This is a genomic window from Halomonas sp. ANAO-440, from assembly GCF_019915905.1.
GTDB lineage: Bacteria > Pseudomonadota > Gammaproteobacteria > Pseudomonadales > Halomonadaceae > Halomonas > Halomonas chromatireducens.
Map to the genome: position 1 here is coordinate 20,432 of NZ_JAHXBV010000010.1, position 20,638 is coordinate 41,069.

Here is a 20,638-nt window from a genome sequence, read left to right on the forward strand (position 1 = left end):
GGCGGTATCGTTGCTCAGGCCGCCAGCGCCTGGCAGTGGGCCTCGACATGCTGCAGCAAGGCTTTTTGCTGCCGAGGGGTCAAGCGCAATCCCAGCTTGGTGCGCCGCCACAGGATATCCTCAATGCACGTTGCCCACTCATGGTCGATCAGGTAGTCGACTTCAGCGGCTGTCAGCCCGGCGCCGAACGCTTCGCCAAGATCGGCTTCCGAAGTGGCCCCGCGCAGGAAGCGCAGGCAGAGGCTGCCGTAGCTACGGGCGAAGCGCCTGGCACGCTCGTCACCTAGCCAGGGGTAGGTATCGAGCAGACGTTGGATGAAGTCCACCTGATTCGCGATGTCTCCGCCAGGCAGCGCGGCGGTTGCAGTCCAGGGGCGGCCCATGTCAGGAAAACGAGGCGCGAGCATCTCGAGTGCCGACTCGGCCAGCTTGCGATACGTGGTGATCTTGCCGCCGAAAACCGACAGCAGCGGGGCGCCTTGCTCATCGAAAGCCAGCGTATAGTCACGGGTCATTGCCGAAGGGTCGGCCGATTCGTCGTCGCAGAGGGGGCGCACCCCGGAAAAGGAGTGGATGATGTCGCTTCGGGTCAGTTGGCGGCGGAAGTTGCCATTAATCACCCCGAGCAGGTAATCCACTTCCTCCTCGACGATAGCCACCTTGCCGGGGTCGCCCTCGTAGTGGCGATCGGTGGTACCCACCAGACTGAAGTCATCTTCATAGGGCAGTACGAATACGATGCGCCTATCGCTGTTCTGAAGGATATAGGCGCGGTCATCCGCGTTGAGTCTTGGCACGATCAGGTGGCTACCCTGAATCATGCGGATGGCATAGCGTGACCTGCGATGGGTCTGTTCCCGAATCACGCTTTCCACCCAGGGGCCAGCGGCATTGACCAGGGTGCGAGCGTAGCGCCGCAAGCTCTTGCCGGTTCGTACGTCCTCGAGCTCGATGCACCAGTGGCCCTGCTCCTCGTAGGCCGCAGTGCAACGTGTGCGAACGAGAACCTCGGCTCCACTTTCGCGGGCCTGTATGGCATTGAGGACTACCAGCCGGGCATCATCCACCCAGCAGTCCGAATATTCGAAACCGCGCATGATTTCGGGTTTCAGTGGCGAATCCGAGCCGAAGCGAACGCCTCGCGAGCCGGGAAGCTGTTCGCGCTTGCCCAGATGGTCGTACAGGAACAGGCCGGCGCGGATCATCCAGGCTGGGCGCAAGTGCGAGCGATGGGGAAGAATGAAGCGTAGTGGCCAGATGATGTGAGGCGCTTTCTTAAGCAGCGTTTCCCGCTCACGCAGTGCTTCACCTACCAGGCGAAACTCGTGGTGCTCCAGGTAGCGAAGCCCGCCGTGGATCAGCTTGCTGCTTGCTGAAGAAGTGGCGCCTGCCAGGTCGCCCTGCTCACAGAGCCCGACGGCAAGACCGCGACCGGCGGCATCGTTGGCGATGCCCGTGCCGTTGATGCCGCCACCGATGATGTACATGTCGAGCAGGTCGCGTGGGGTATCCGCCATGGAATACAAGCTCCGTCAAGCTGGCGTCACACCGCCAGGCATCATGTCGTGTTTGAAAACGAACATAGATGAATCGAAAGCGAACATCAAGGGGAAAAGTGTAGTACGCCGGCTCCAAGGGGGCGCCGGAGAGAAGCGGGTGGGGCAGTCATGCGGTTGGCCGAACGCAGTGCTATCAGGCGAGGTGCAGGGCCACGTCGTGGGCCTTCATCAAATGTACGATCGCTTCGGGAGGCTGGCGATCGGTGAACAGGGCGTCGAGCTGGGCGATATTGCCCTGGCGTACCACCGGATTGCGATGGAACTTGGAATGGTCGGCGGTGAGATAGACCTGGCGTGAGTTCCGAATGATGGCCTGCGCTACCCGGGCTTCCTGGTAGTCGAATTCAAGCAGTGAGCCATCCTCGTCAACACCGCTGATACCGATGATGCCGTAATCGACCTTGAACTGGTTGATGAAGTCGATGGTGGCTTCGCCGATGATGCCGCCGTCGCGGGAGCGCACCTGCCCCCCGGCTATGATGACGTTGAAGTCTTCCTTGTGCTGAAGGATGGCCGCGACATTGAGATTGTTGGTGATCACCTCCAACCCCTGATGATCGAGCAGGGCTTCGGCCACCACTTCATTACTGGTACCGATGTTGATGAAGAGCGAAGAGTGGTCAGGGATGTGGCTGGCCACCAGGCTGGCAATCCGTCGCTTGGCCTCGAGGTTGAGGTTCTTGCGGGTGCTGTAGGCGGTATTGACGGTGCTCGACTCCAGGCCAGCTCCACCGTGAACGCGGCGTATCATACCTTCTTCTGCCAGGGCATTGAGGTCGCGTCGCACCGTCTGCGGGGTGACGGCGAAGTGTTCCGTAAGCTGTTCGATGCTGGCATAGCCCTGACGGCGGACCAGATCGACGATGGCATCCTGGCGTTGTTGTTGATTCATGTCGGCTCCCTAGCGATCCCGAGATTGTAAGCCATTCGGCGAGTTAGCGGCAGAGGCGGTGGGGGCTGCGTCGAAAGTCGTAGAGCAATGCGAACACACTGCAGTACCCTTGGTGATCATAAACGAACATACAATGACAGGACATATCATGGCCGACTACCTGCTTGCCATCGACCAGGGGACAACCAGCTCCCGGGCCATCCTCTTCGACCGCACCGGCAACGTGGCTCACGTCGCTCAGCAAGAGTTTCCCCAGCTATTTCCTCACGACGGCTGGATCGAGCACGACCCCGAGGCGATCTGGAATACGGTGCTGGCCACGTGTAGAGAGGTGGTCAAGAAGAGCGATGCGCCACTGTCATGCATTGCTGGCATCGGCATCACCAACCAGCGTGAAACCACCCTGCTATGGGACCGGCACACCGGTGAGCCGATCTACAACGCCATCGTCTGGCAGGACCGCCGCACGGCAGACGCTTGCCAGAGGCTACGGGACCAGGGCCATTCGGAGCTGGTGCAGGCGCGTACCGGACTGTTGATCGATCCCTATTTTTCGGCGACCAAGCTTTCCTGGTTGCTGGACAACGTCGAGGGTGCTCGCAAGCGTGCCGAGCAGGGCGAGCTGGCCTTCGGCACCGTGGATACTTTCCTGCTCTGGCGTCTTACCGGCGGCCAGGTGCATGCCACCGATGCCACCAATGCGTCCCGAACCATGCTGTTCAATATCCATACCCAGCAGTGGGATGACGAACTCCTTGCGTTGTTTGATATTCCTGCGGCGCTGTTGCCCGAGGTCCGCGACAGTAGCGCCGACTTCGGTCATACCGAGGCGGACCTGCTGGGAGAGGCGCTGCCGATCGGTGGTGTCATCGGCGACCAGCAGGCCGCCCTGGTCGGGCAGGCCTGCTTCCAGCCGGGCATGGGCAAGAGCACCTACGGCACCGGCTGCTTCATGATCGTCAATACGGGAGACAAGGCCGCCGTCTCGCGGAATCGGTTGCTGACCACCGTGGCCTATCGTATCGATGGCAAGACGACCTATGCCATGGAAGGCAGCATCTTCGTGGCCGGGGCCGCCGTTCAGTGGCTGCGCGACGGTCTCAAGCTGTTCGACAATGCCGCCGAGACCGAGGCGCTGGCTCGCGAGACCCGGGATGGTCACAGCGTCTATCTGGTGCCGGCCTTTACCGGCCTTGGAGCGCCGCACTGGGATCCGAAAGCGCGCGGAGCAATCTTCGGCCTGACTCGGGATACCGGCATTGCCGAGATCGTTGCCGCCGGCCTGCAGGCCGTCTGCTACCAGACCCGAGATCTACAGGCCTGCATGCGCGACGACATGGAGGCAACCCCGGGCAAGCTTCGTGTCGATGGCGGGATGGTCAGCAATAGCTGGCTGGTTCAGTTCCTGGCTGACACGCTGGACGTACAGGTCGACCGGCCAACAGTGCTCGAGACCACGGCGCTAGGTGCCGCCTACATGGCAGGCCTGCATCTCGGCTGGTATCGGGACCTGGACGAAATCGCCGACCTCTGGCGCTGTGAGCAGAGTTTCCTGCCGCAGATGCCAGAGGCGGAGCGGGAGCGGCTCTATCAGGGCTGGCTGGCAGCGGTGGAGCGAGTAAAAAGCGCGCCCTGAAGCTTGCAAAATCCAGCGATATCGGTAAGATATGCATCCGTTGCCGAGGCGCTTTTTCGCCCCGCGGGATGAAGGACCATAGCTCAGTTGGTTAGAGCGCCACGTTGACATCGTGGAGGTCGGCGGTTCAAATCCGCCTGGTCCTACCAGCATTCCGAGGCAATGTCCCCTTCAGGACCATAGCTCAGTTGGTTAGAGCGCCACGTTGACATCGTGGAGGTCGGCGGTTCAAATCCGCCTGGTCCTACCAGATTCCCGAAACGCCTCGCAGCCCTGCTGCGGGGCGTTTCGCTTTCCTGGTCACGCATAAGGCCCAGCAGGCGCCTGGCGGAGGCTGCCGCGCTCGCAACATCCGGGACGATCGGCAACACCGCCGGGAGTCCTGCGGCCTCCAGTCGTGAGCTAAAGCTACTCCTACAGCGGCGTGGCACCGTTGGTGGAGAAAGCAGCTGTTGGAGCGCCGCTCCGCGTCGCGACTGGCGCCGTCAGGCGCCCGGCGGAGGCTGAAACGCCGGTGATGACCGCGAATGTTGGCAACCCCGCCGGGAGTCCTTCGGCCTTCAGTCGCCGATGCGTCGGACCGGATCGAAGATACTCCTGCACAGTGATAGCGGCCGACGCTGTCCCAGGGGTCAATCCAGATCAGTGCTCGCCATGAACACCGCAACCAAGGCTTCGATGCCCGCCTGGTCGGTGGTGTCGAAGCGTGCGTGTCGAGGGCTGTCCAGATCAAGAACGCCCCATAGACGGTCCCTGGTCATGATGGGTACGACCAGTTCGGAGCGGGAGGCGGCGTCGCAGGCGATATGGTCGGCAACCGCATGAACGTCGTCGATGCGCTGGGTCTGTTGCGTGCGGGCCGCAGCACCGCATACGCCCTTGGTGAACGGAATCGGATTGCAGGCGGGTTTGCCCTGGAAGGGGCCGAGGCTAAGCAGCTCGGGTTCGCGCTGCAGGTAGAAGCCCACCCAATTGAGTTCCGGTATTTCCTGCATGATGAAGGCGCTCGTCTGGGCGCTGTTGGTTAGCCAGTCACGGCTGTCGAGCAGGGCTTCTAGTTGTCGGGCGAGTAGGGCGTAATCGGGCGTCATCTTCGCTCCTGAATGCCATGTCTTGAATGAAGGAGGCCGGCTCAAGGCCGGCCCCGGTGATACTGGCAGTAGATTAGCCCATGGGGGGTACCGATCCATGGCGCTGAGTGTTTTCGTCACTCCCAGCCGGGCACCGCGCCGCCGTCGAACAGCTCCAGTGCCTTGGCGGCAACCTCGTCGCTCTGGTAGGCCGAGACCAGCTGCTGGATCTCCTCGCGCTGCTCGTCACCGGTGCGCACGGCAATCAGGTTGACGTAGGGCGAATCGGGTCCTTCCTTGATCAGGGCATCATCCAGGCTCAGGCCGGCAGGCTGGGCGAAGGTGTTATTGATGAAGGCCAGGTCCACGTCGGGCAGGACCCGCGGGAGCTGGGCGGCTTCGATCTCGCGGAAACGGAAGTCGTTCGGGTTGTCGACCACGTTGACCGGCGTCGCCTCCAGGTTTTCCGGGTCATCCAGCTCGATAAGGCCGGCGTTGTGCATCAGGATCATCGCACGGCCACCGTTGGTGGGGTCGTTGGGCAGCGCGATGAGGGCACGCTCCGGCAGGTCTGCGATATCGGTGTGTCTTTCCGAATAGGCGCCGATGGGATAGACGAAGGTGTAGCCGGCAACCGTCAGGTCATAGCCACGATCATCCACCATGCTCTGCAGGTAGGGCTCGTGCTGGAAGGCGTTGGCATCCAGGCTGCCGTCGGCCAGGGCCGCGTTGGGCGATACGTAGTCGGTGAACTCGATGATCTCCACCTGGAGGTCGTAGCGCTCGCGGGCGATCTGGACCGCCACTTCCATCACCTCGGATTCGGGGCCGGACATGGTGCCGACCTTGATCGAGCGTGTCTCGGTGTCGGCGTCGTCTCCGCCGCAGCCGGCGAGCAGGGTGGCGCTGGCCAGTGTGGCGGCGCCGAGCAGGCGGGTCAGGGTTGTTTGCATTGGGTCGTTCTCCTTGGGTGTTGCGTCACTTGCGATCCGACTTGCGTACCAGATAATCCCCCAGGCTTTGAAAGCCCTGGACCATGACCACCAGGATCGCCACGGTGATTAGCATGACGGTGGGGTTGAAGCGGTTGTAGCCGTACCGAATGCCCAGGTCGCCCAGGCCGCCGCCGCCCACGGCGCCGGCCATGGCCGAGTAGCTCACGAGGGTAACGATGGTGATCGTCAGTCCGGTGATGATGCCGCCGCGGGCCTCGGGCAGCAGCACCTTGGTGATGATCTGCCCCGGCGTGGCGCCCATGGACTGGGCGGCTTCGACCAGGCCTGGCGGTATTTCGTTGAGCGCGCCCTCCACCAGCCTGGCCACGAAGGGAATGGCGGCGATGGTCAACGGCACGATGGCGGCATTGGTGCCGATGGAGGTGCCGACCACCATGCGGGTGAAGGGAATGATGGCCACCATCAGGATGATGAAGGGGATGGAGCGGCCGACGTTGGTGACGATGCCCAGCGCCTGGTTCAGGGCAGGGCGGGCGAGTATCTGCCGTGGCCGCGTGACATACAGCATTACCCCCAGCGGTACGCCGAACAGCGCCGCAAGGAAGCCGGAGACACCCACCATGTACAACGTATCCAGGGTGGCCTTGATGATGAGGTCAATCATCGCGCTGGACATGGCCGAGCACCTCCACGTGAAGATCATGGGATTCGAGATAGTCGATGGCCTGGCGCGTCTTTTCGGCCGGCCCCAGCAACTCGGCGATCATCAGCCCCAGGGTGCGCTCCTGGATTGACTCCACCTTGGCCTGGAGAATGCTGACATCGACCTCGCAATCCCGTGCCAGTCGAGAGATCAGCGGGGTGGAGACGGCATCGCCGGAGAACGCCAGCCGCACCACCGGGTGGGTATGCTCGCCGGGCTCGGCTTCCAGGCGTTCGACCAGCCCCTTGGGTGGCTCCAGCTGCAGGAAATCGTTGAGAAACTCGCGGCCCAGCTGCGTGCCGGGGGCGGTGAAGAAGTCACCGACATCGGCTTCTTCGACCAGTTCGCCGTCGGAAATCAGGCTGACCCGATGGCAAATCGACTTGACCACCTCCATCTCGTGGGTGATCAGCAGGATGGTCAGGCCCAGTTTCTGATTGATATCGCGCAGCAGCTCCAGGATCGAGCCCGTGGTCTGGGGGTCGAGGGCGGAGGTCGCTTCGTCACACAGCAATACCCGGGGCTCGCTGGCCAATGCCCTGGCGATGGCGACACGCTGCTTCTGACCGCCGGAGAGCTGGGCGGGATACTGGCTGATCTTGTCCGTCAGCCCGGTGAGCTCGAGCAGCGGCATCACGCGCTCGCGGATGGCGGCGCGCTTCATGCCCATCAGCTCGAGGGGCAGGGCGATGTTGTCGTACACGTTGCGCGTGGTCAGCAGGTTGAAATGCTGAAAGATCATGCCGATGCGGTGTCGAGCCTGGTTCAGGGCCGCGGAGGAGAGGCGCGTCATCTCCTGGCCGTCCACCGTCACGCTGCCGCTGGTGGGGCGCTCAAGCAGGTTGACACAGCGAATCAGGGTCGACTTGCCGGCGCCGGACAGGCCGATCACACCGTGAATGCTGCCCTGGGGCACATGGAGGTTCGCGTTCTTCAGGGCTTCGACGACCTTGACGTCGCCTCGAGCGCCATCCTTGTGGCCGCCCTTGATAGGATAGGTCTTGGAGACGTTGCGTAACGTGATCATCTGGCTTCCACTGACGGGCCGTGTCGTTGCGGGGCGGGCAGTGGGTACCAAAAAAAAGGCCACCCTGACGGGTGGCCATCAACGCTGGACACACCCTTTTAGCTGCACTTCATGTCGATGAATGCTCAACGCACTCGACGGCATGGGCGCCCGCAATCCGGGTACAAATCGGCGCCTTTAAATGTGGCGGCCAATGTTACGACCAAAGACGTAAGCTGTCAATCGGGGTGGTGTATCTTGTGCAGGAGTTGGCCATAAAGCAGCAAGATTCGCTGTGGTGGGTTGGAATTGCCTGCCTTTTTCTGGCCAGAATCCGGTAGGTGGAAAGACGCCGGATAGACGTGCGCTCCGCGACTTCCTACACTGCCAGCCCTGTCTCAACCCCTATTTCAACCTCCCGCCCGGGAGCTGCACGAGGAAATTCCATGTTCACAGGTATCGTCCAGGGCACGGCGGAAATTGTGGCGATCGAGGAGGCCGAGGCCTTCCGCACCCATGTCGTGGTTCTTTCCGATGAGCTGCGCCAGGGGCTGGAGCCCGGCGCCTCCGTCTCTCACAACGGCGTCTGCCTGACCGTGACGGCCATCGAGGGCCAGCAGGTCCGATTCGACCTGATGCGCGAGACACTGAAAGTGACCAACCTGGGCGCGCTCGGGGTGGGGGACCGGGTCAACATCGAGCGAGCGGCGCGCTTCGGAGATGAAATCGGTGGGCATGCCATGTCCGGTCACGTCATGGCCATGGCCGAACTGGTGGAGCTGGACGAGGCACCGAACAATCGCCGGCTCTGGTTCGAGGTTCCCCATGCGCTGGGCCGCTTCCTCTTCGCCAAGGGCTACATCGGTGTCGACGGCATCAGCCTGACCATCGGTGAGGTGAGGGCTGCCAACGTCGATCATGGCCCACGGTTCTGCGTCGATCTGATACCTGAGACGCTGGCACGCACCATTCTGGTGGATCGTGTGCCCGGGGATCGAGTCAATATCGAGGTTGATCCCCAGACGCAGGCGATCGTTGAAACCGTGGAGCGCGTGCTGGCCGCCCGCGGGGCTTGATGACAGCGTTGGATTGACCGTTTCGTCAAGTTTCCGTTGGCGAGCATGCTGGTACATGGCCTGGGGTTTGCTTAAAAAGAGACAAGCGAAATGCGAAAGAAGAGAAGAGCGGGGCGTGCCATCCCATTTTGGAGAGGATCGTCTCGCATCGAAGGCCACCTTTGGGTAACATGTGCCGCTTTTCTCGCCCCCCCTGGACCATAACCAGAACAAGTGCGCAGGAATGCCTCCAATGCTGAATAAACTGATCGAAAACCACTTCAAGCTGACCGAGCACAATACCAGCGTGAAGACCGAGGTCATCGCCGGGATTACCACCTTCCTGACCATGGCCTACATCATCTTCGTCAACCCCAGTATTCTCTCCGAAGCGGGCATGGACTATGGCGCCGTCTTCGTGGCGACCTGCCTGGCGGCCGCCGTCGGCTGTCTTATCATGGGGCTTTGGGCCAACTACCCCATTGCCCAGGCGCCCGGCATGGGCCTCAACGCCTTTTTCACCTACGGCGTGGTGCTGGGCATGGGCTACACCTGGGAGGCGGCACTGGGCGCCGTGTTCTTCTCGGGCTTCTGCTTCTTCCTGCTCAGTATCTTCAAGGTCCGTGAATGGATCATCAACTCCATTCCGCTCTCGCTGCGTCTGGGTATTGCCGCGGGCATCGGCCTGTTCCTGGCGATGATCGCATTGAAGAACGCCGGCATCGTGGTCTCCAATCCGGCCACCTACGTCGCTCTTGGCGATCTCTCCGAGCCGGCGGCCATCTATGCACTGCTGGGGTTCTTCGTGATCACCGCCATGGCGTACCTGAAGATCACCGGTGCCGTGATGATCGGTATCCTGGGCATCACCGTGCTGGCTATCGTATTGGGCCATAACGAGTACGGCGGGATGGTCTCCATGCCGCCTTCCATTGCGCCGACCTTCATGGCCATGGACCTGATGGGTGCGCTGGATATCGCCATGCTCAGCGTGATCTTCGCCTTCCTGTTCGTCGATCTCTTCGACACCTCAGGTACCCTGGTGGGCGTGGCGCATCGCGGTGGCCTGCTGGACAAGGACGGCAAGCTGCCTCGGCTGAACCGTGCCATGATGGCCGACAGTGGCGCCTCCATGGCCGGTGCCGCGCTGGGCACCTCGACCACCACGAGCTACATTGAATCCACGGCAGGCATCGCTTCCGGCGGGCGTACCGGCCTTACCGCCGTGGTCGTGGCGGTGCTGTTCCTGATCAGCCTGTTCTTCGCGCCGCTGGCGGGATCGATTCCGGCCTACGCCACGGCCGGGGCACTGCTCTACGTGGCCGTATTGATGGCCGGCAGCCTGGCACATGCCAACTGGGAAGATCCCACCGATGCCGCGCCGGTGTTGATCGCCGCCTTGGCGATGCCGCTGACGTTTTCCATCGCCGAAGGGATTGCCTTGGGCTTCATCAGCTATGCCGCCATCAAGGCGCTGTCGGGGCGCTTCCGGGATCTCAATCCCGCCGTAGTCATCCTGGCAATCCTGTTTGTGCTGAAATTCCTGTTTCTTGACTGATTTCCCTCCTCACCGAGAGCTGCAATGAGTATCTACGGCGACTATATCAAGTCCGTGATCCGCACCGTCCCCGACTGGCCTCAGCCGGGGATCAACTTCCGCGATATCACCCCGCTGCTGCAGAACAGTTCGGCCTTTCGCAAGCTGATCGACAGCTTCGTGCATCGCTACCAGGACATGGAACTCGATGCCATCGCCGCCATCGACGCGCGGGGCTTCATCATCGGGGCGCCGTTGGCCTACGAGCTCGGCTGCAGCTTCGTACCGGTTCGCAAGAAGGGCAAGCTGCCCTTCAAGACCATCAGCGAGACCTATACCCTGGAATATGGCAAGAGCGAAGTGGAACTGCACTCGGATGCATTCCGCCAGGGGGATCGGATCCTGCTCATGGACGATCTGATCGCGACCGGCGGCACCATGCTGGCCGCCGCCAAGCTGATCACCCGTTCCGGCGGGCAGGTGGTCGAGACTGCCACCATCATCGACCTGCCCGAGATCGGCGGGTCGAGCAGGATTCGCGACGCCGGCTTTGGTGTCTTTGCGGTCTGCACCTTCAATGAAGACGAGTGAGGACGACATGGCCAACCGGTATCACCAGCACTTCACCGTCTCCTGGGATCAGCTCCATCGCGACGTGCGCGAGCTCTGCCATCGGCTGGTCGAGCGTGACTTCAAGGGTATTGTTGCCATCACCCGGGGTGGGCTCATTCCGGCGGCACTGATTGCCCGCGAACTCAATGTCAGGCTGATCGATACCGTTTGCATCAGCAGCTACGACCACATGAACCAGGGTGGCCTCGACGTGCTGAAGGGTGTCGATCATGACGGAGAAGGCTGGCTGCTGGTCGACGACCTGGTCGATACCGGCAAGACGGCGCGCAAGGTGCGCGAGATGCTTCCCAAGGCGCATTTCGTCACCGTCTACGCCAAGCCGGAAGGCCGTCCGCTGGTGGATCAATATCTGACCGAAGTGGCGCAGGACTGCTGGATCCAGTTTCCCTGGGACATGGGCATCGCCTATGTGGAACCCCTCGTTGACCAGGTCAAGCGCTAAGCCATGAGCTGCCCGCTACCCGACAGCTGGTGCCGGTGGCTCGGTGACGAGTTCCAGGCGAGCTACATGCAGTCGCTGCGTGATTTCCTGGCCGCCGAGAAAGCGGCCAGGAAAGTCATCTACCCGCATTCGTCGAACTGGTTTCGCGCCTTCGAGCTGACTCCGCTGGACCGGGTAAAGGTGGTGATCCTGGGCCAGGATCCCTATCACGGCCCTGACCAGGCGCACGGGCTCTGCTTCTCGGTCCGCCCCGGCGTGCCGGTGCCGCCTTCGTTGAAGAACATCTACAAGGAGCTGGCCGACGATGTGGGCTTCCGGTCCGTTGCCCATGGCACGCTCGAGTCCTGGGCCAGGCAGGGAGTGCTCCTGCTCAATACCTCGCTGACGGTGGAGCAGGGCAGTGCCGGCTCTCACCGCGGCCGCGGTTGGGAAACCTTTACCGACCGTGCCATCGCCACGGTCAGCGCCCATGCCGAGCCGAGTGTCTTCCTGCTTTGGGGGAGTTACGCCCGCCAGAAGAAGGCGCTGGTCGATACCGGGCGTCACCTGGTGCTGGAGTCGCCGCATCCTTCACCGCTTTCGGCCCATCGGGGGTTCTTCGGCAACCACCACTTTTCCCGGGCCAACGCCTTCCTCGATCAAAACGGGCGTGAACCGATTCACTGGCAGCTACCCGACTCGCCCGAATCCGCGCCTTAACCTCAACGGCGGATGCAGGTAGAATGCCTCCGCCCGCCCACCCGTCGCCTGAGAGGTCTGCCCATGAGCGTTCATGCCATCAATCATCCGCTGGTCCAGCACAAGCTGGGACTGATGCGCGAAGCGGGCATCAGCACCAAGAGCTTTCGCGAGCTTGCCGGTGAGCTGGCCAAGCTGCTCACCTATGAGGCGACCCAGGATCTCGAGCTCGAGACCCAGGAGATCGATGGATGGAGCGGCAAGCCTATACCGGTGAAGCTGCTCAAGGGCAAGAAAGTCACCATCGTGCCGATCCTGCGTGCCGGGCTCGGCATGCTCGACGGCGTGACCGACCTGATACCCAGCGCACGCATCAGCGTGGTCGGACTCTACCGCGACGAGGAGACGCTCGAGCCGGTGCCGTACTTCGCCAAGTTCGCCGGCGACCTCGACGAGCGCATGGCATTGGTCATCGACCCGATGCTGGCTACCGGCGGCACCATGGTGGCGACCCTCGACATGCTGCGGGATCGTGGCTGCAAGCACATGAAGGTCATCGTGCTGGTGGCGGCACCCGAGGGCATCAAGCGCGTCCAGGATGCCTACCCGGATATCGAGATCTACACCGCAGGCATCGACGATCATCTCGACGAGAATGGCTATATCGTCCCCGGCCTTGGTGATGCTGGGGACAAGATCTTCGGCACCCGTTAGGCACTGCCCGAAAACTGGCTGCGCTCGGTCATACGTCGTTAAAAAACAGCTCAAAGTACTCATTTACACCCCGTAAACTCCGTCTTTTCGCTGATTTTTGCCTTGTCTGACCATCGCTCGCCAACTTTTCAGACAGTGCCTGGTTTTGTCATTAACCTGGCTGCGCTAGCCGAGGTTACTCGGCAAAAACCTGGATACAAGCCGCCCCTGAGATCGCCATCCGGGGGCGTTTTTCTGGCAGGACGCCTTCGACCAATAGCAACGATATACAAGAAGGAATACACCCCATGAACGAACAAGCGGCAGCCGCGCAGACGCCGGTCGACTCCCTGCCCAAGACCCTGTTGACCGGGGCCCAGATGCTCTTCGTGGCCTTCGGCGCACTGGTGCTGGTGCCGCTGTTGACCGGCCTCGATCCCAGCGTGGCGCTGTTCACCGCGGGTGTCGGTACGCTGATCTTCCATGGCGTGACCCGCATGACGGTTCCGGTCTTCCTGGCGTCTTCGTTTGCCTTCATTGCGCCGATCCAGGGCTCTGTCGCCAGCTTCGGCGTCTCGGCAACCCTGGGTGGCCTGATGGCGGCAGGTGTCGTTTACGTGGCTATCTCCCAGGCGGTACGGCTCAAGGGTACCGGCTGGCTGCATCGCCTGCTGCCGCCGGTCGTGGTGGGGCCGGTGATCATGGTGATTGGCCTGGCCCTGGCTCCGGTCGCGGTGAGCATGGCCACCGGCGAGACCAGTGACAATATCGGCTACGGCCCAGCCATCTTCCTATCCATGGCCAGCCTGCTGGTGACCCTGGTGCTGGCGGTGTTCGGACGCGGCTTGCTGCGGCTGATCCCTATCATGGGTGGTATCGTCAGCGGCTACGTGCTGGCGCTGCTGATGGGTGTAGTCGACTTCTCACCGGTGGGTGATGCCGCCTGGCTGGCGATTCCCAGCTTCACCGCACCCAGCTTCCACTGGGCGGCGATCCTGTTCATGATCCCAGTGGCCATTGCGCCGGCCGTCGAACATATCGGCGACATGGTAGCCATCGGTTCGGTAACGAAGAAGAACTACCTGGAGAAGCCGGGGCTGCACCGCACCCTGCTGGGTGATGGTCTGGCCACATCCACGGCGGCACTCTTCGGCGGCCCGCCCAATACCACCTATTCCGAAGTGACCGGGGCGGTGACACTGACCCGGGCCTTCGATCCCAGGATCATGGTGGTCGCCGCCTTCATCGCCATTCTGCTGGCTTTCGTCGCCAAGCTGGGGGCCTTGCTGCAGACCATTCCCGGCCCGGTGATGGGCGGAATCATGACTCTGCTGTTCGGTTCCATTGCCGTGGTGGGCATGAATACCCTGGTGCGCGCCGGGCACTCGCTGACCGCGCCGCGCAACCTGGTGGTGGTATCGCTGATTCTGGTCTTCGGCATCGGCGGCATGCAGTTCGGCGGCGGGCAGTTCACCCTGCAGGGCGTCAGCCTCGCTGCCCTGGTCGGCATTGTGCTGAACTGGGTGCTGCCTGGTGCCGACGAGGACGAGTAAGGTGACGCGCGGTATGGCCAAGCGCAGCCAGTTTTCAGGCCAAGCTTGGTTTTCAGGCCAAGCTTGGTTTTCTGGCAAAGCTTGGTTTTCTGGCAAAGCTTGGTTTTCTGGCAAAGCTTGGTTTTCTGGCAAAGCTTGGTTTTCTGGTAAAGCTCGGATTTCGGCCAAAGCTTAGGCGTGGTGAATCTCCCTGCCGCCCTCTGCAAAGGTAGGCGGGGAGTTGGCGCTGACGATGACGCACTCCACGTCCCCGGTATTACGGAAGCGATGGGGTAGTCGCGAGTCAAAGTAGTAGGCGTCTCCGGCGCCGAGTACCCGGGCTTCTCCGGCAACGGTGATCTCGATCTCACCCGAGATCACCACGCCACCTTCTTCGCCTTCGTGCTCCAGCATGTCCGTACCGGTATCGGCCCCCGGGGGGTAGCGCTCGTGGATGATCGATATGCTGCGATCCGGACGGCGAGCCGCCACGAGCCGCCAGGAGAGATTGCCGTCGCCGATCTCGGTGAGTTCGTCGGCGGAATAGAAGGCGCGGGGCGGGGCGGGTTCGTCACCGGCGAAGAAGGCGCTGATCGATACCGGCAGGGCGTCGAGAATCTTCTTGAGCGAACTCACCGAGGGGCTGACGCTGTTCTGTTCGATGAGTGAGATAGTGCTGTTGGTGACGCCAGCCCGTTTGGCCAGTTCGCGCTGTGAAAGCTTGCGTGCCTTGCGCAGTTCGCGTAGCCGGGTTCCTACATTCAATGATTCCATCATCAATTTCCGTCGGGTCCGTTCGATTTGCTTGACACATCATACCCCTTGACGGTGCCTTGTATAAGCTCTGCGCGTGATACGCATCATGGTCAAGCCCCTCCAGGGCGCCTCGCCGTGGCACCGTGGGGCCGGCTAGTGCATCATGGGAATCATTCGATAAAAGCGCAGCAGGAGCGATGATGAACCCTAGGCACGACGTGACCGGACTGATCCTGGCCGGTGGACAAGGGCGCCGCATGGGGGGGCGAGACAAGGGCCTGGAACCTTTCGCCGGCCGCTCGCTGGTGGCCCATGTGCGTGAGCGTCTCCAAGGCAGGCTAGCCAGTGTCTGGATCAATGCCAATCGCCATCACGAGATCTACCGCAGCCTGGCCGACCGGGTGATCGGCGACCTTGAGGGCGACTATCAGGGGCCGCTGATGGGGATCTACACCGGGCTGCGTTCCGTCCAGACGCCTTGGCTACTCGTTGTGCCCTGCGATACCCCCGCGCTGCCCATGGATCTCGTCGAGCGAATGGTGGCAGGCATCGGTGAGGGCGATATCGCCGTGGCCCATGACGGTGAGCGGCTGCATCCGGTCGTGGCACTGCTGCGGGTATCGCTGGCCGATGACCTCGAGGCTGCCCTTGCCGGTGGCGAACGCAAGATCGACCGCTGGTATGCGCGCCATGACTGGTATCGCGTCGATTTCAGCGACTGTCCGGATAGCTTCGCCAACCTGAATACCGAGGATGACAAGCAGCGTCTCGAATTGCGCCTGAACCAGGAGGCCCCGACCGGATGAGTGCCGTGATTCACGCCAGTCTACCGCTCGATGCCAGCTTGCCCCTGCTGGGCATTGCGGCCTGGAGCGGTACCGGCAAGACCACGCTGCTGGAGCAGATCCTGCCGTCGTTGACCCAGCGTGGCCTGCGTGTCGCCGTGATCAAGCATGCCCATCACGGCTTCGAGGTCGACCAGCCGGGAAAGGACAGCTACCGCCTGCGCATGGCTGGGGCATCACCGATGCTGGTCGCTTCCCGGGCGCGCCTGGCGCTGATGATGGAGACGCCGCAGCAGGAAGAGGCCGATCTTGCGACCCTGATCGAAATGATGCGCCCCCAGCATCCCGACCTGGTGCTGGTGGAGGGGTTCAAGGCCTGGCCGCTGCCCAAGCTGGAACTGTATCGCGAGGAGGTCGGCAAATCCCTGAGGGTTGCCGAGGACCCCTGGGTCAAGGCGGTGGCCAGCGCCACACCGCTTGTACTACCGAAGGGGGTCGAAGCACTGCCCCTCGATGACCTGGATTCGCTGGTCGACTGGGTGGCAGCCTGGCCGGCGCGGTGGCCGTCCGAGCGCTCGCCACGGGAGCTTGCGCCATGAGCCTCTCCTGTTTCGACTTCGGTGAGCGCATGTTGACGGTGGACGAGGCAAGAGCCGCCGTTCTCGACCTGGTGCCGCACCCATTGGCGGAAGAGTGGCAGCCTCTCGCGTGCCTGCATGGCCGTGTGCTAGCCGAGTCCCTTGTCTCGCCCATCGATGTGCCGCAGAACACCAACAGTGCCATGGACGGGATTGCCCTGGGCTGGCCGCAAACCGGCACGGCACTGCCTGACAGCTGGATATTGGCAGGAGAGGTTCTGGCCGGGCATCGACATGAGCCAGCGCTGGCTTCCGGTGAGTGCGTGCGTATCACCACGGGTGCGCCACTGCCGCCGGGGGCCGATACGGTCATCATGCGCGAGCAGATCGAGCATCAGGAAGGCCGGGTGTGGGTCGCGCATCCCGACGCGGTGCGCAGGGGGCAGAACGTACGCCTTGCCGGTGAGGATATCGCCCGGGGTGCCGTCGCACTTGCCGCGGGCACACGGCTGGGCGCCGCCGAACTGGGGCTGTTGGCATCACTGGGCATGGCACAGGCCCTCGTTCGTCGGCGCCCCAGGGTGGCCGTTTTCTCCACGGGGGACGAGGTTACCGCGCCGGGCAAGCCACTGCCTTCAGCAGGAATTTTCGATGCCAATCGGTTTTCGTTGGCGGGGCTGATTGCCGAGCATGGCGGAGAGGTATGCGATCTCGGCATCCTTCCCGATGATCGAGGTGCCATTATCACCGCGCTTGCCGATGCCGCACGTGATGCCGACCTGGTCATCACCAGCGGAGGGGTGTCGGTAGGCGAGGCCGATCAGGTACGAGCGGCACTGGCGGAGGTGGGAGAGCTGGGGTTCTGGAAAATTGCCATTCGTCCCGGCCGCCCGCTGGCCTGTGGGCGACTCGGGGCGCAAGGCACCCCGTTCTTTGGCCTGCCGGGGAATCCGGTGGCGGCCATGGTCACCTTCCTGCAGTTTGTGGCACCGCTGCTCAGGCGGCTGCAGGGCTGCCCCACACTGGAACCCTGTCGGCTGACTGCCCGGACTGAGCACGACATGCCAAGCCGGGCGGGGCGCGTCGATTTCCTGCGCGGCGTCTTTCACTGCGATGCCTGGGGGCAGCTCCATGTACGCAGTACTGGTCACCAGGGTTCCGGTATTCTCTCTTCCATGGTGGCCGCCAACTGTCTGATCGAGATTCCCGCCGACTGCGAGGCCATTTCGCAAGGCGAGGCCGCCACCATACAACCGTTTGCTGATTTCTGCCGAGGCATGCCTTCATGACACTGACCCATCTCAACCAACGCGGCGAAGCCCATATGGTGGATGTCGCCGACAAGCCGGAAAGCCGCCGGGAGGCGTGTGCATCAGGGTACATCCAGATGAAGCCGGAAACACTGGCGCTACTCAGCGAAGGTGGGCTGCCCAAGGGTGACGTGCTTGCAACGGCAAGAATCGCCGGCATCCAGGCCGCCAAGCGTACCCATGAGCTGATTCCACTGTGCCATGCGCTGGCCCTGTCCAAGGTCAGCATCGAGTTCCGTCTCGACGAGGCGGCGTCCCGGGTGGAGGTGAATGCCACCTGCCGGCTCAATGGCCGCACCGGAGTCGAAATGGAGGCCTTGACGGCGGTTTCCGTTGCCTGCCTGACCCTCTATGACATGTGCAAGGCGGTGGACAAGGACATGGAGATAGGCGGTATCCATCTCGACACCAAGACCGGCGGCAAGTCGGGGGATTATCGCCGTGACTTGACGACGCACCGCGACATGACCGCCGCACCGGCACCAATCGTCACCGGTGAAGGTGTGGTGGGTCAGGTTTCCGTGGGCACGCGCTGCGATATCGAGGATCCCTGTCTGCGGGTCAAGTTCCTGGCCGAGCTGCGTGAGCGACTCGGCGTCAGCGAGCTCTCCCTGCCGTTGGATAGCCTCGCCAGCGCTGATGTGGGTGGCTTGAAGGCAGCCCTGGTTGCACGTGACAAGCGCTTCGCGCGCCTCTCCGAAGGACGGGTGCTGTGTGCGGTCAACCAGGTGATGGCGTTGGATAGCACGCCTATCACCAATGAAGATGAAATCGCCTTCTTCCCACCGGTCACGGGGGGCTGATATGGTGCAGGCAGCCAAGGTTGAGGTGCGGCATGAGCCTTTCGACGCGGGGGTAGAGCAGCGGTTATTGTTGGCAGGGCGCTCCGATGTCGGTGCTGTCGTGAGTTTCACCGGTCTGGTTCGCGACTTCAATGAGCGTCCCGAGGTCACGGCGCTGACCCTGGAACACTACCCGGGCATGACGGAAGCGGCGCTGGGCGAGATCGTCGCCGAGGCCGAGATGCGTTGGCCGCTTCAAGGGGTCCGACTCATTCATCGCGTTGGACGCATGACCCCTGGAGATCCTATCGTACTGGTAGTCGTGGCCAGCGCGCATCGTCGCGAGGCCTTCGAGGCTTGCGACTTCATCATGGATTATCTCAAGACCCGTGCGCCGTTCTGGAAAAAGGAGCACAGTGCTTCGGGTGAATACTGGGTTGCTGAACGCGACTCCGACCACCAGGATGCCAGCCGCTGGGAGGGCGACAATGACAGCAGCCTCTGAGCTGATCGATGATTTCGGTAGACGGGTTCGCTATGTGCGTATATCCGTGACGGATCGCTGCGATTTTCGCTGCGTCTATTGCATGAGCGAAGAGATGACCTTCCTTCCACGGGCCCAGGTACTCACACTGGAAGAACTCGGGATGGTGGCCCGAGCCTTCGTGGAAATGGGCGTTGAAAAGGTTCGCCTGACGGGCGGCGAACCCCTGGTCAGGCGGGATATTGACCGCCTCGTCGAGGAGATCGGGGGCTTGCCCGGGCTAAGGGATTTCGCCATGACCACCAATGGCGCCGGTCTGGTAAAACATGCCCAACGCCTGCGAGATGCAGGGCTCGAGCGCTTGAATATCAGCCTCGATACCCTTGATGCCGACCGCTTTCGTCAGTTGACACGAACCGGAGATCTGGCTCGTGTGCTGGAGGGCATCCGAGCGGCAAGGGAAGCAGGCTTCGAGCGCATCAAGCTCAATGCGGTGGTGCTCAAGGGCCGCAATGATGACGAAGTGGTGGACCTGGTCGACTTCGCTCGTGCCGAAGGACTCGATATCAGCTTTATCGAGGAAATGCCGCTGGGCGACGTCTCCGATCATTCTCGTGCCGAAACCTTCTGTTCCAGCGATGAAGTGCAAACGCTCATCGAAAACCGCTATCCCCTGATTCCGACCACTGAGTCCACGCTGGGGCCGTCGCGTTACTTCCGCATGGGCGACAGCGATTCGAGAGTGGGTTTCATATCACCGCATAGCCACAACTTCTGCGCGAGCTGCAATCGGGTAAGGGTGACCGTCGAGGGGCGCCTGCTGCTCTGCCTGGGCAATGAACATTCCGTTGATCTACGTGCCGTACTGCGTCGTCATCCCGGCGATATCGACGCCTTGAAGACGGCTATCGTCGAGGCTCTGCCACTCAAGCCCGAGCGTCACCACTTTACTACTGACGGTGATGTGCAGGTTGTGCGCTTCATGAACATGACGGGTGGATAAGCACCCGCTTGCCTCTCCATTTGCGCTGCTTATTTCAAGAAACATGTCGTAACTCTGTTCGTTCATTTCTTGCCAACTGGTCATCACCACATATACTTTTGACGAGTAAGCCTTTCGGCTTGCTCGTCGATTTCTGTATGGAGGAGGCCCATGTCCAGCGAAACCCTGGAGCGCATCGCCCGCAACAAGAACGTGGCTCGTGCCGCCGCTCGACAGCTGAGCATGGAGCAGCTGAACAAGCTCTCCGATGTCATTGGCGAGGTAATCGAGCAGAAAAAAGAAGAAGACAAACTCCGCGAAAAGGAGGAGGCGGACAAGGAGCGGAAGTTGGCCGAGATCCGCGAGGCCATGAGTGATGCCGGTCTTTCTGTGGAAGATCTCGTGGGTGAGCCGCCGCGCCGTCGTCGTGGGCGTCCACCGAAGAAGAACGCAGGGGGCTCATGATGGCTCAGTGACTGCTGCTTATCAGGATTGATGCCTCAGGTGCGGGGGATTTTCACGGCATAACCCCCGTACCCTTTTCAACCTGAACTGAACTTGCATCCGGC

General features: G+C 62.1%; 23 protein-coding genes and 2 tRNA genes. 18 read left to right on the forward strand and 7 right to left on the reverse strand.

All coding sequences use genetic code 11. The features are described from left to right. Nucleotides 1-14 precede the first annotated feature (14 nt). Entirely contained in the window at nt 15-1,517 is a 1,503-nt protein-coding gene (gene glpD / locus KZO25_RS09130) for a glycerol-3-phosphate dehydrogenase (protein WP_223136715.1), read from the reverse strand. Between the two features lie 175 nt (nt 1,518-1,692). Next, the gene (locus tag KZO25_RS09135; RefSeq protein ID WP_223136716.1) at nt 1,693-2,451 is read right to left on the reverse strand and encodes a DeoR/GlpR family transcriptional regulator; all 759 of its coding nucleotides are present in this window, start codon (nt 2,449-2,451) and stop codon (nt 1,693-1,695) included. Nucleotides 2,452-2,599: 148 nt separating this feature from the next. On the opposite strand from KZO25_RS09135, the gene glpK reads away from it, so the two are divergent. From glpK to KZO25_RS09150, 3 genes are all read left to right on the forward strand, one after another. Continuing rightward, a complete protein-coding gene (glpK, locus tag KZO25_RS09140) occupies nt 2,600-4,087 on the forward strand; it encodes a glycerol kinase GlpK (protein WP_223136746.1) in 1,488 nt (495 codons plus the stop codon). Between the two features lie 72 nt (nt 4,088-4,159). Continuing rightward, nucleotides 4,160-4,236 (forward strand) — tRNA-Val (locus KZO25_RS09145). Nucleotides 4,237-4,260: 24 nt separating this feature from the next. Next, nucleotides 4,261-4,337: transfer RNA gene (locus tag KZO25_RS09150), tRNA-Val, on the forward strand. A gap of 382 nt (nt 4,338-4,719) precedes the next feature. On the opposite strand, the gene KZO25_RS09155 is transcribed toward KZO25_RS09150, so the two are convergent. The 4 genes from KZO25_RS09155 to KZO25_RS09170 form a co-directional block, all read right to left on the reverse strand. Next, nucleotides 4,720-5,178: a GAF domain-containing protein gene (locus tag KZO25_RS09155; RefSeq protein WP_223136717.1), complete on the reverse strand. Its 459-nt coding sequence runs from the start codon at nt 5,176-5,178 to the stop codon at nt 4,720-4,722. 116 nt (nt 5,179-5,294) lie between these two features. Further along, nucleotides 5,295-6,110 (reverse strand): MetQ/NlpA family ABC transporter substrate-binding protein, encoded by an 816-nt coding sequence (locus KZO25_RS09160; protein WP_223136718.1) that lies wholly within the window; start codon nt 6,108-6,110, stop codon nt 5,295-5,297. Between the two features lie 25 nt (nt 6,111-6,135). Next, nucleotides 6,136-6,789: a methionine ABC transporter permease gene (locus KZO25_RS09165; RefSeq protein ID WP_066448489.1), complete on the reverse strand. Its 654-nt coding sequence runs from the start codon at nt 6,787-6,789 to the stop codon at nt 6,136-6,138. Further along, nucleotides 6,770-7,843: a methionine ABC transporter ATP-binding protein gene (locus tag KZO25_RS09170; protein WP_223136719.1), complete on the reverse strand. Its 1,074-nt coding sequence runs from the start codon at nt 7,841-7,843 to the stop codon at nt 6,770-6,772. The genes KZO25_RS09165 and KZO25_RS09170 overlap by 20 nt, the downstream gene beginning before the upstream one ends. A 425-nt stretch (nt 7,844-8,268) precedes the next feature. Between KZO25_RS09170 and KZO25_RS09175 the strand changes: the two genes are divergently transcribed. The 8 genes from KZO25_RS09175 (at nt 8,269) to KZO25_RS09210 (ending at nt 14,588) form a co-directional block, all read left to right on the forward strand. Next, nucleotides 8,269-8,898 carry a riboflavin synthase subunit alpha gene (locus tag KZO25_RS09175; RefSeq protein ID WP_223136720.1) on the forward strand — a complete coding sequence of 210 codons (630 nt, stop codon included), beginning with the start codon at nt 8,269-8,271 and terminating at the stop codon, nt 8,896-8,898. Nucleotides 8,899-9,130: 232 nt separating this feature from the next. Further along, entirely contained in the window at nt 9,131-10,435 is a 1,305-nt protein-coding gene (locus KZO25_RS09180; protein WP_066448483.1) for an NCS2 family permease, read from the forward strand. Between the two features lie 24 nt (nt 10,436-10,459). Beyond that, complete coding sequence (locus KZO25_RS09185) at nt 10,460-11,005, forward strand: adenine phosphoribosyltransferase (RefSeq protein WP_066448480.1); 546 nt, start codon at nt 10,460-10,462, stop codon at nt 11,003-11,005. A gap of 7 nt (nt 11,006-11,012) precedes the next feature. After that, complete coding sequence (gene gpt / locus KZO25_RS09190) at nt 11,013-11,489, forward strand: xanthine phosphoribosyltransferase (RefSeq protein WP_066448477.1); 477 nt, start codon at nt 11,013-11,015, stop codon at nt 11,487-11,489. Nucleotides 11,490-11,492: 3 nt separating this feature from the next. Beyond that, nucleotides 11,493-12,188 carry a uracil-DNA glycosylase gene (gene ung / locus KZO25_RS09195; protein ID WP_223136721.1) on the forward strand — a complete coding sequence of 232 codons (696 nt, stop codon included), beginning with the start codon at nt 11,493-11,495 and terminating at the stop codon, nt 12,186-12,188. A gap of 63 nt (nt 12,189-12,251) precedes the next feature. Beyond that, on the forward strand, nt 12,252-12,881 hold the full coding sequence (upp, locus tag KZO25_RS09200) for a uracil phosphoribosyltransferase (protein ID WP_066448473.1): 630 nt from the start codon (nt 12,252-12,254) through the stop codon (nt 12,879-12,881). A 287-nt stretch (nt 12,882-13,168) separates the two neighbouring features. Continuing rightward, nucleotides 13,169-14,413 carry a uracil-xanthine permease family protein gene (locus KZO25_RS09205; protein ID WP_066448470.1) on the forward strand — a complete coding sequence of 415 codons (1,245 nt, stop codon included), beginning with the start codon at nt 13,169-13,171 and terminating at the stop codon, nt 14,411-14,413. A 13-nt stretch (nt 14,414-14,426) separates the two neighbouring features. Continuing rightward, entirely contained in the window at nt 14,427-14,588 is a 162-nt protein-coding gene (locus KZO25_RS09210) for a hypothetical protein (protein WP_223136722.1), read from the forward strand. Here the strand turns inward: KZO25_RS09210 and KZO25_RS09215 are convergent. Beyond that, nucleotides 14,585-15,169 (reverse strand): cupin domain-containing protein, encoded by a 585-nt coding sequence (locus tag KZO25_RS09215; protein ID WP_410505383.1) that lies wholly within the window; start codon nt 15,167-15,169, stop codon nt 14,585-14,587. The two genes, KZO25_RS09210 and KZO25_RS09215, sit on opposite strands and share 4 nt — an antisense overlap. Before the next feature lie 179 nt (nt 15,170-15,348). Between KZO25_RS09215 and mobA the strand changes: the two genes are divergently transcribed. The 7 genes from mobA to KZO25_RS09250 all read left to right on the forward strand — a co-directional run bounded on the left by mobA (nt 15,349) and on the right by KZO25_RS09250 (nt 20,534). Further along, a complete protein-coding gene (gene mobA, locus KZO25_RS09220; protein WP_223136723.1) occupies nt 15,349-15,954 on the forward strand; it encodes a molybdenum cofactor guanylyltransferase MobA in 606 nt (201 codons plus the stop codon). Next, entirely contained in the window at nt 15,951-16,532 is a 582-nt protein-coding gene (gene mobB / locus KZO25_RS09225; protein ID WP_223136724.1) for a molybdopterin-guanine dinucleotide biosynthesis protein B, read from the forward strand. Before mobA ends, mobB begins: the two co-directional genes overlap by 4 nt. Next, nucleotides 16,529-17,800 carry a gephyrin-like molybdotransferase Glp gene (gene glp, locus KZO25_RS09230; protein ID WP_223136725.1) on the forward strand — a complete coding sequence of 424 codons (1,272 nt, stop codon included), beginning with the start codon at nt 16,529-16,531 and terminating at the stop codon, nt 17,798-17,800. Before mobB ends, glp begins: the two co-directional genes overlap by 4 nt. Further along, on the forward strand, nt 17,797-18,624 hold the full coding sequence (gene moaC / locus KZO25_RS09235; RefSeq protein WP_066448457.1) for a cyclic pyranopterin monophosphate synthase MoaC: 828 nt from the start codon (nt 17,797-17,799) through the stop codon (nt 18,622-18,624). Before glp ends, moaC begins: the two co-directional genes overlap by 4 nt. A 1-nt stretch (nt 18,625) precedes the next feature. Next, nucleotides 18,626-19,108: a molybdopterin synthase catalytic subunit MoaE gene (moaE, locus tag KZO25_RS09240; protein ID WP_223136726.1), complete on the forward strand. Its 483-nt coding sequence runs from the start codon at nt 18,626-18,628 to the stop codon at nt 19,106-19,108. Beyond that, complete coding sequence (gene moaA, locus KZO25_RS09245; RefSeq protein ID WP_223136727.1) at nt 19,092-20,090, forward strand: GTP 3',8-cyclase MoaA; 999 nt, start codon at nt 19,092-19,094, stop codon at nt 20,088-20,090. Before moaE ends, moaA begins: the two co-directional genes overlap by 17 nt. A gap of 150 nt (nt 20,091-20,240) precedes the next feature. Next, nucleotides 20,241-20,534: an H-NS family nucleoid-associated regulatory protein gene (locus KZO25_RS09250; protein WP_066448452.1), complete on the forward strand. Its 294-nt coding sequence runs from the start codon at nt 20,241-20,243 to the stop codon at nt 20,532-20,534. Nucleotides 20,535-20,638: the final 104 nt, after the last annotated feature.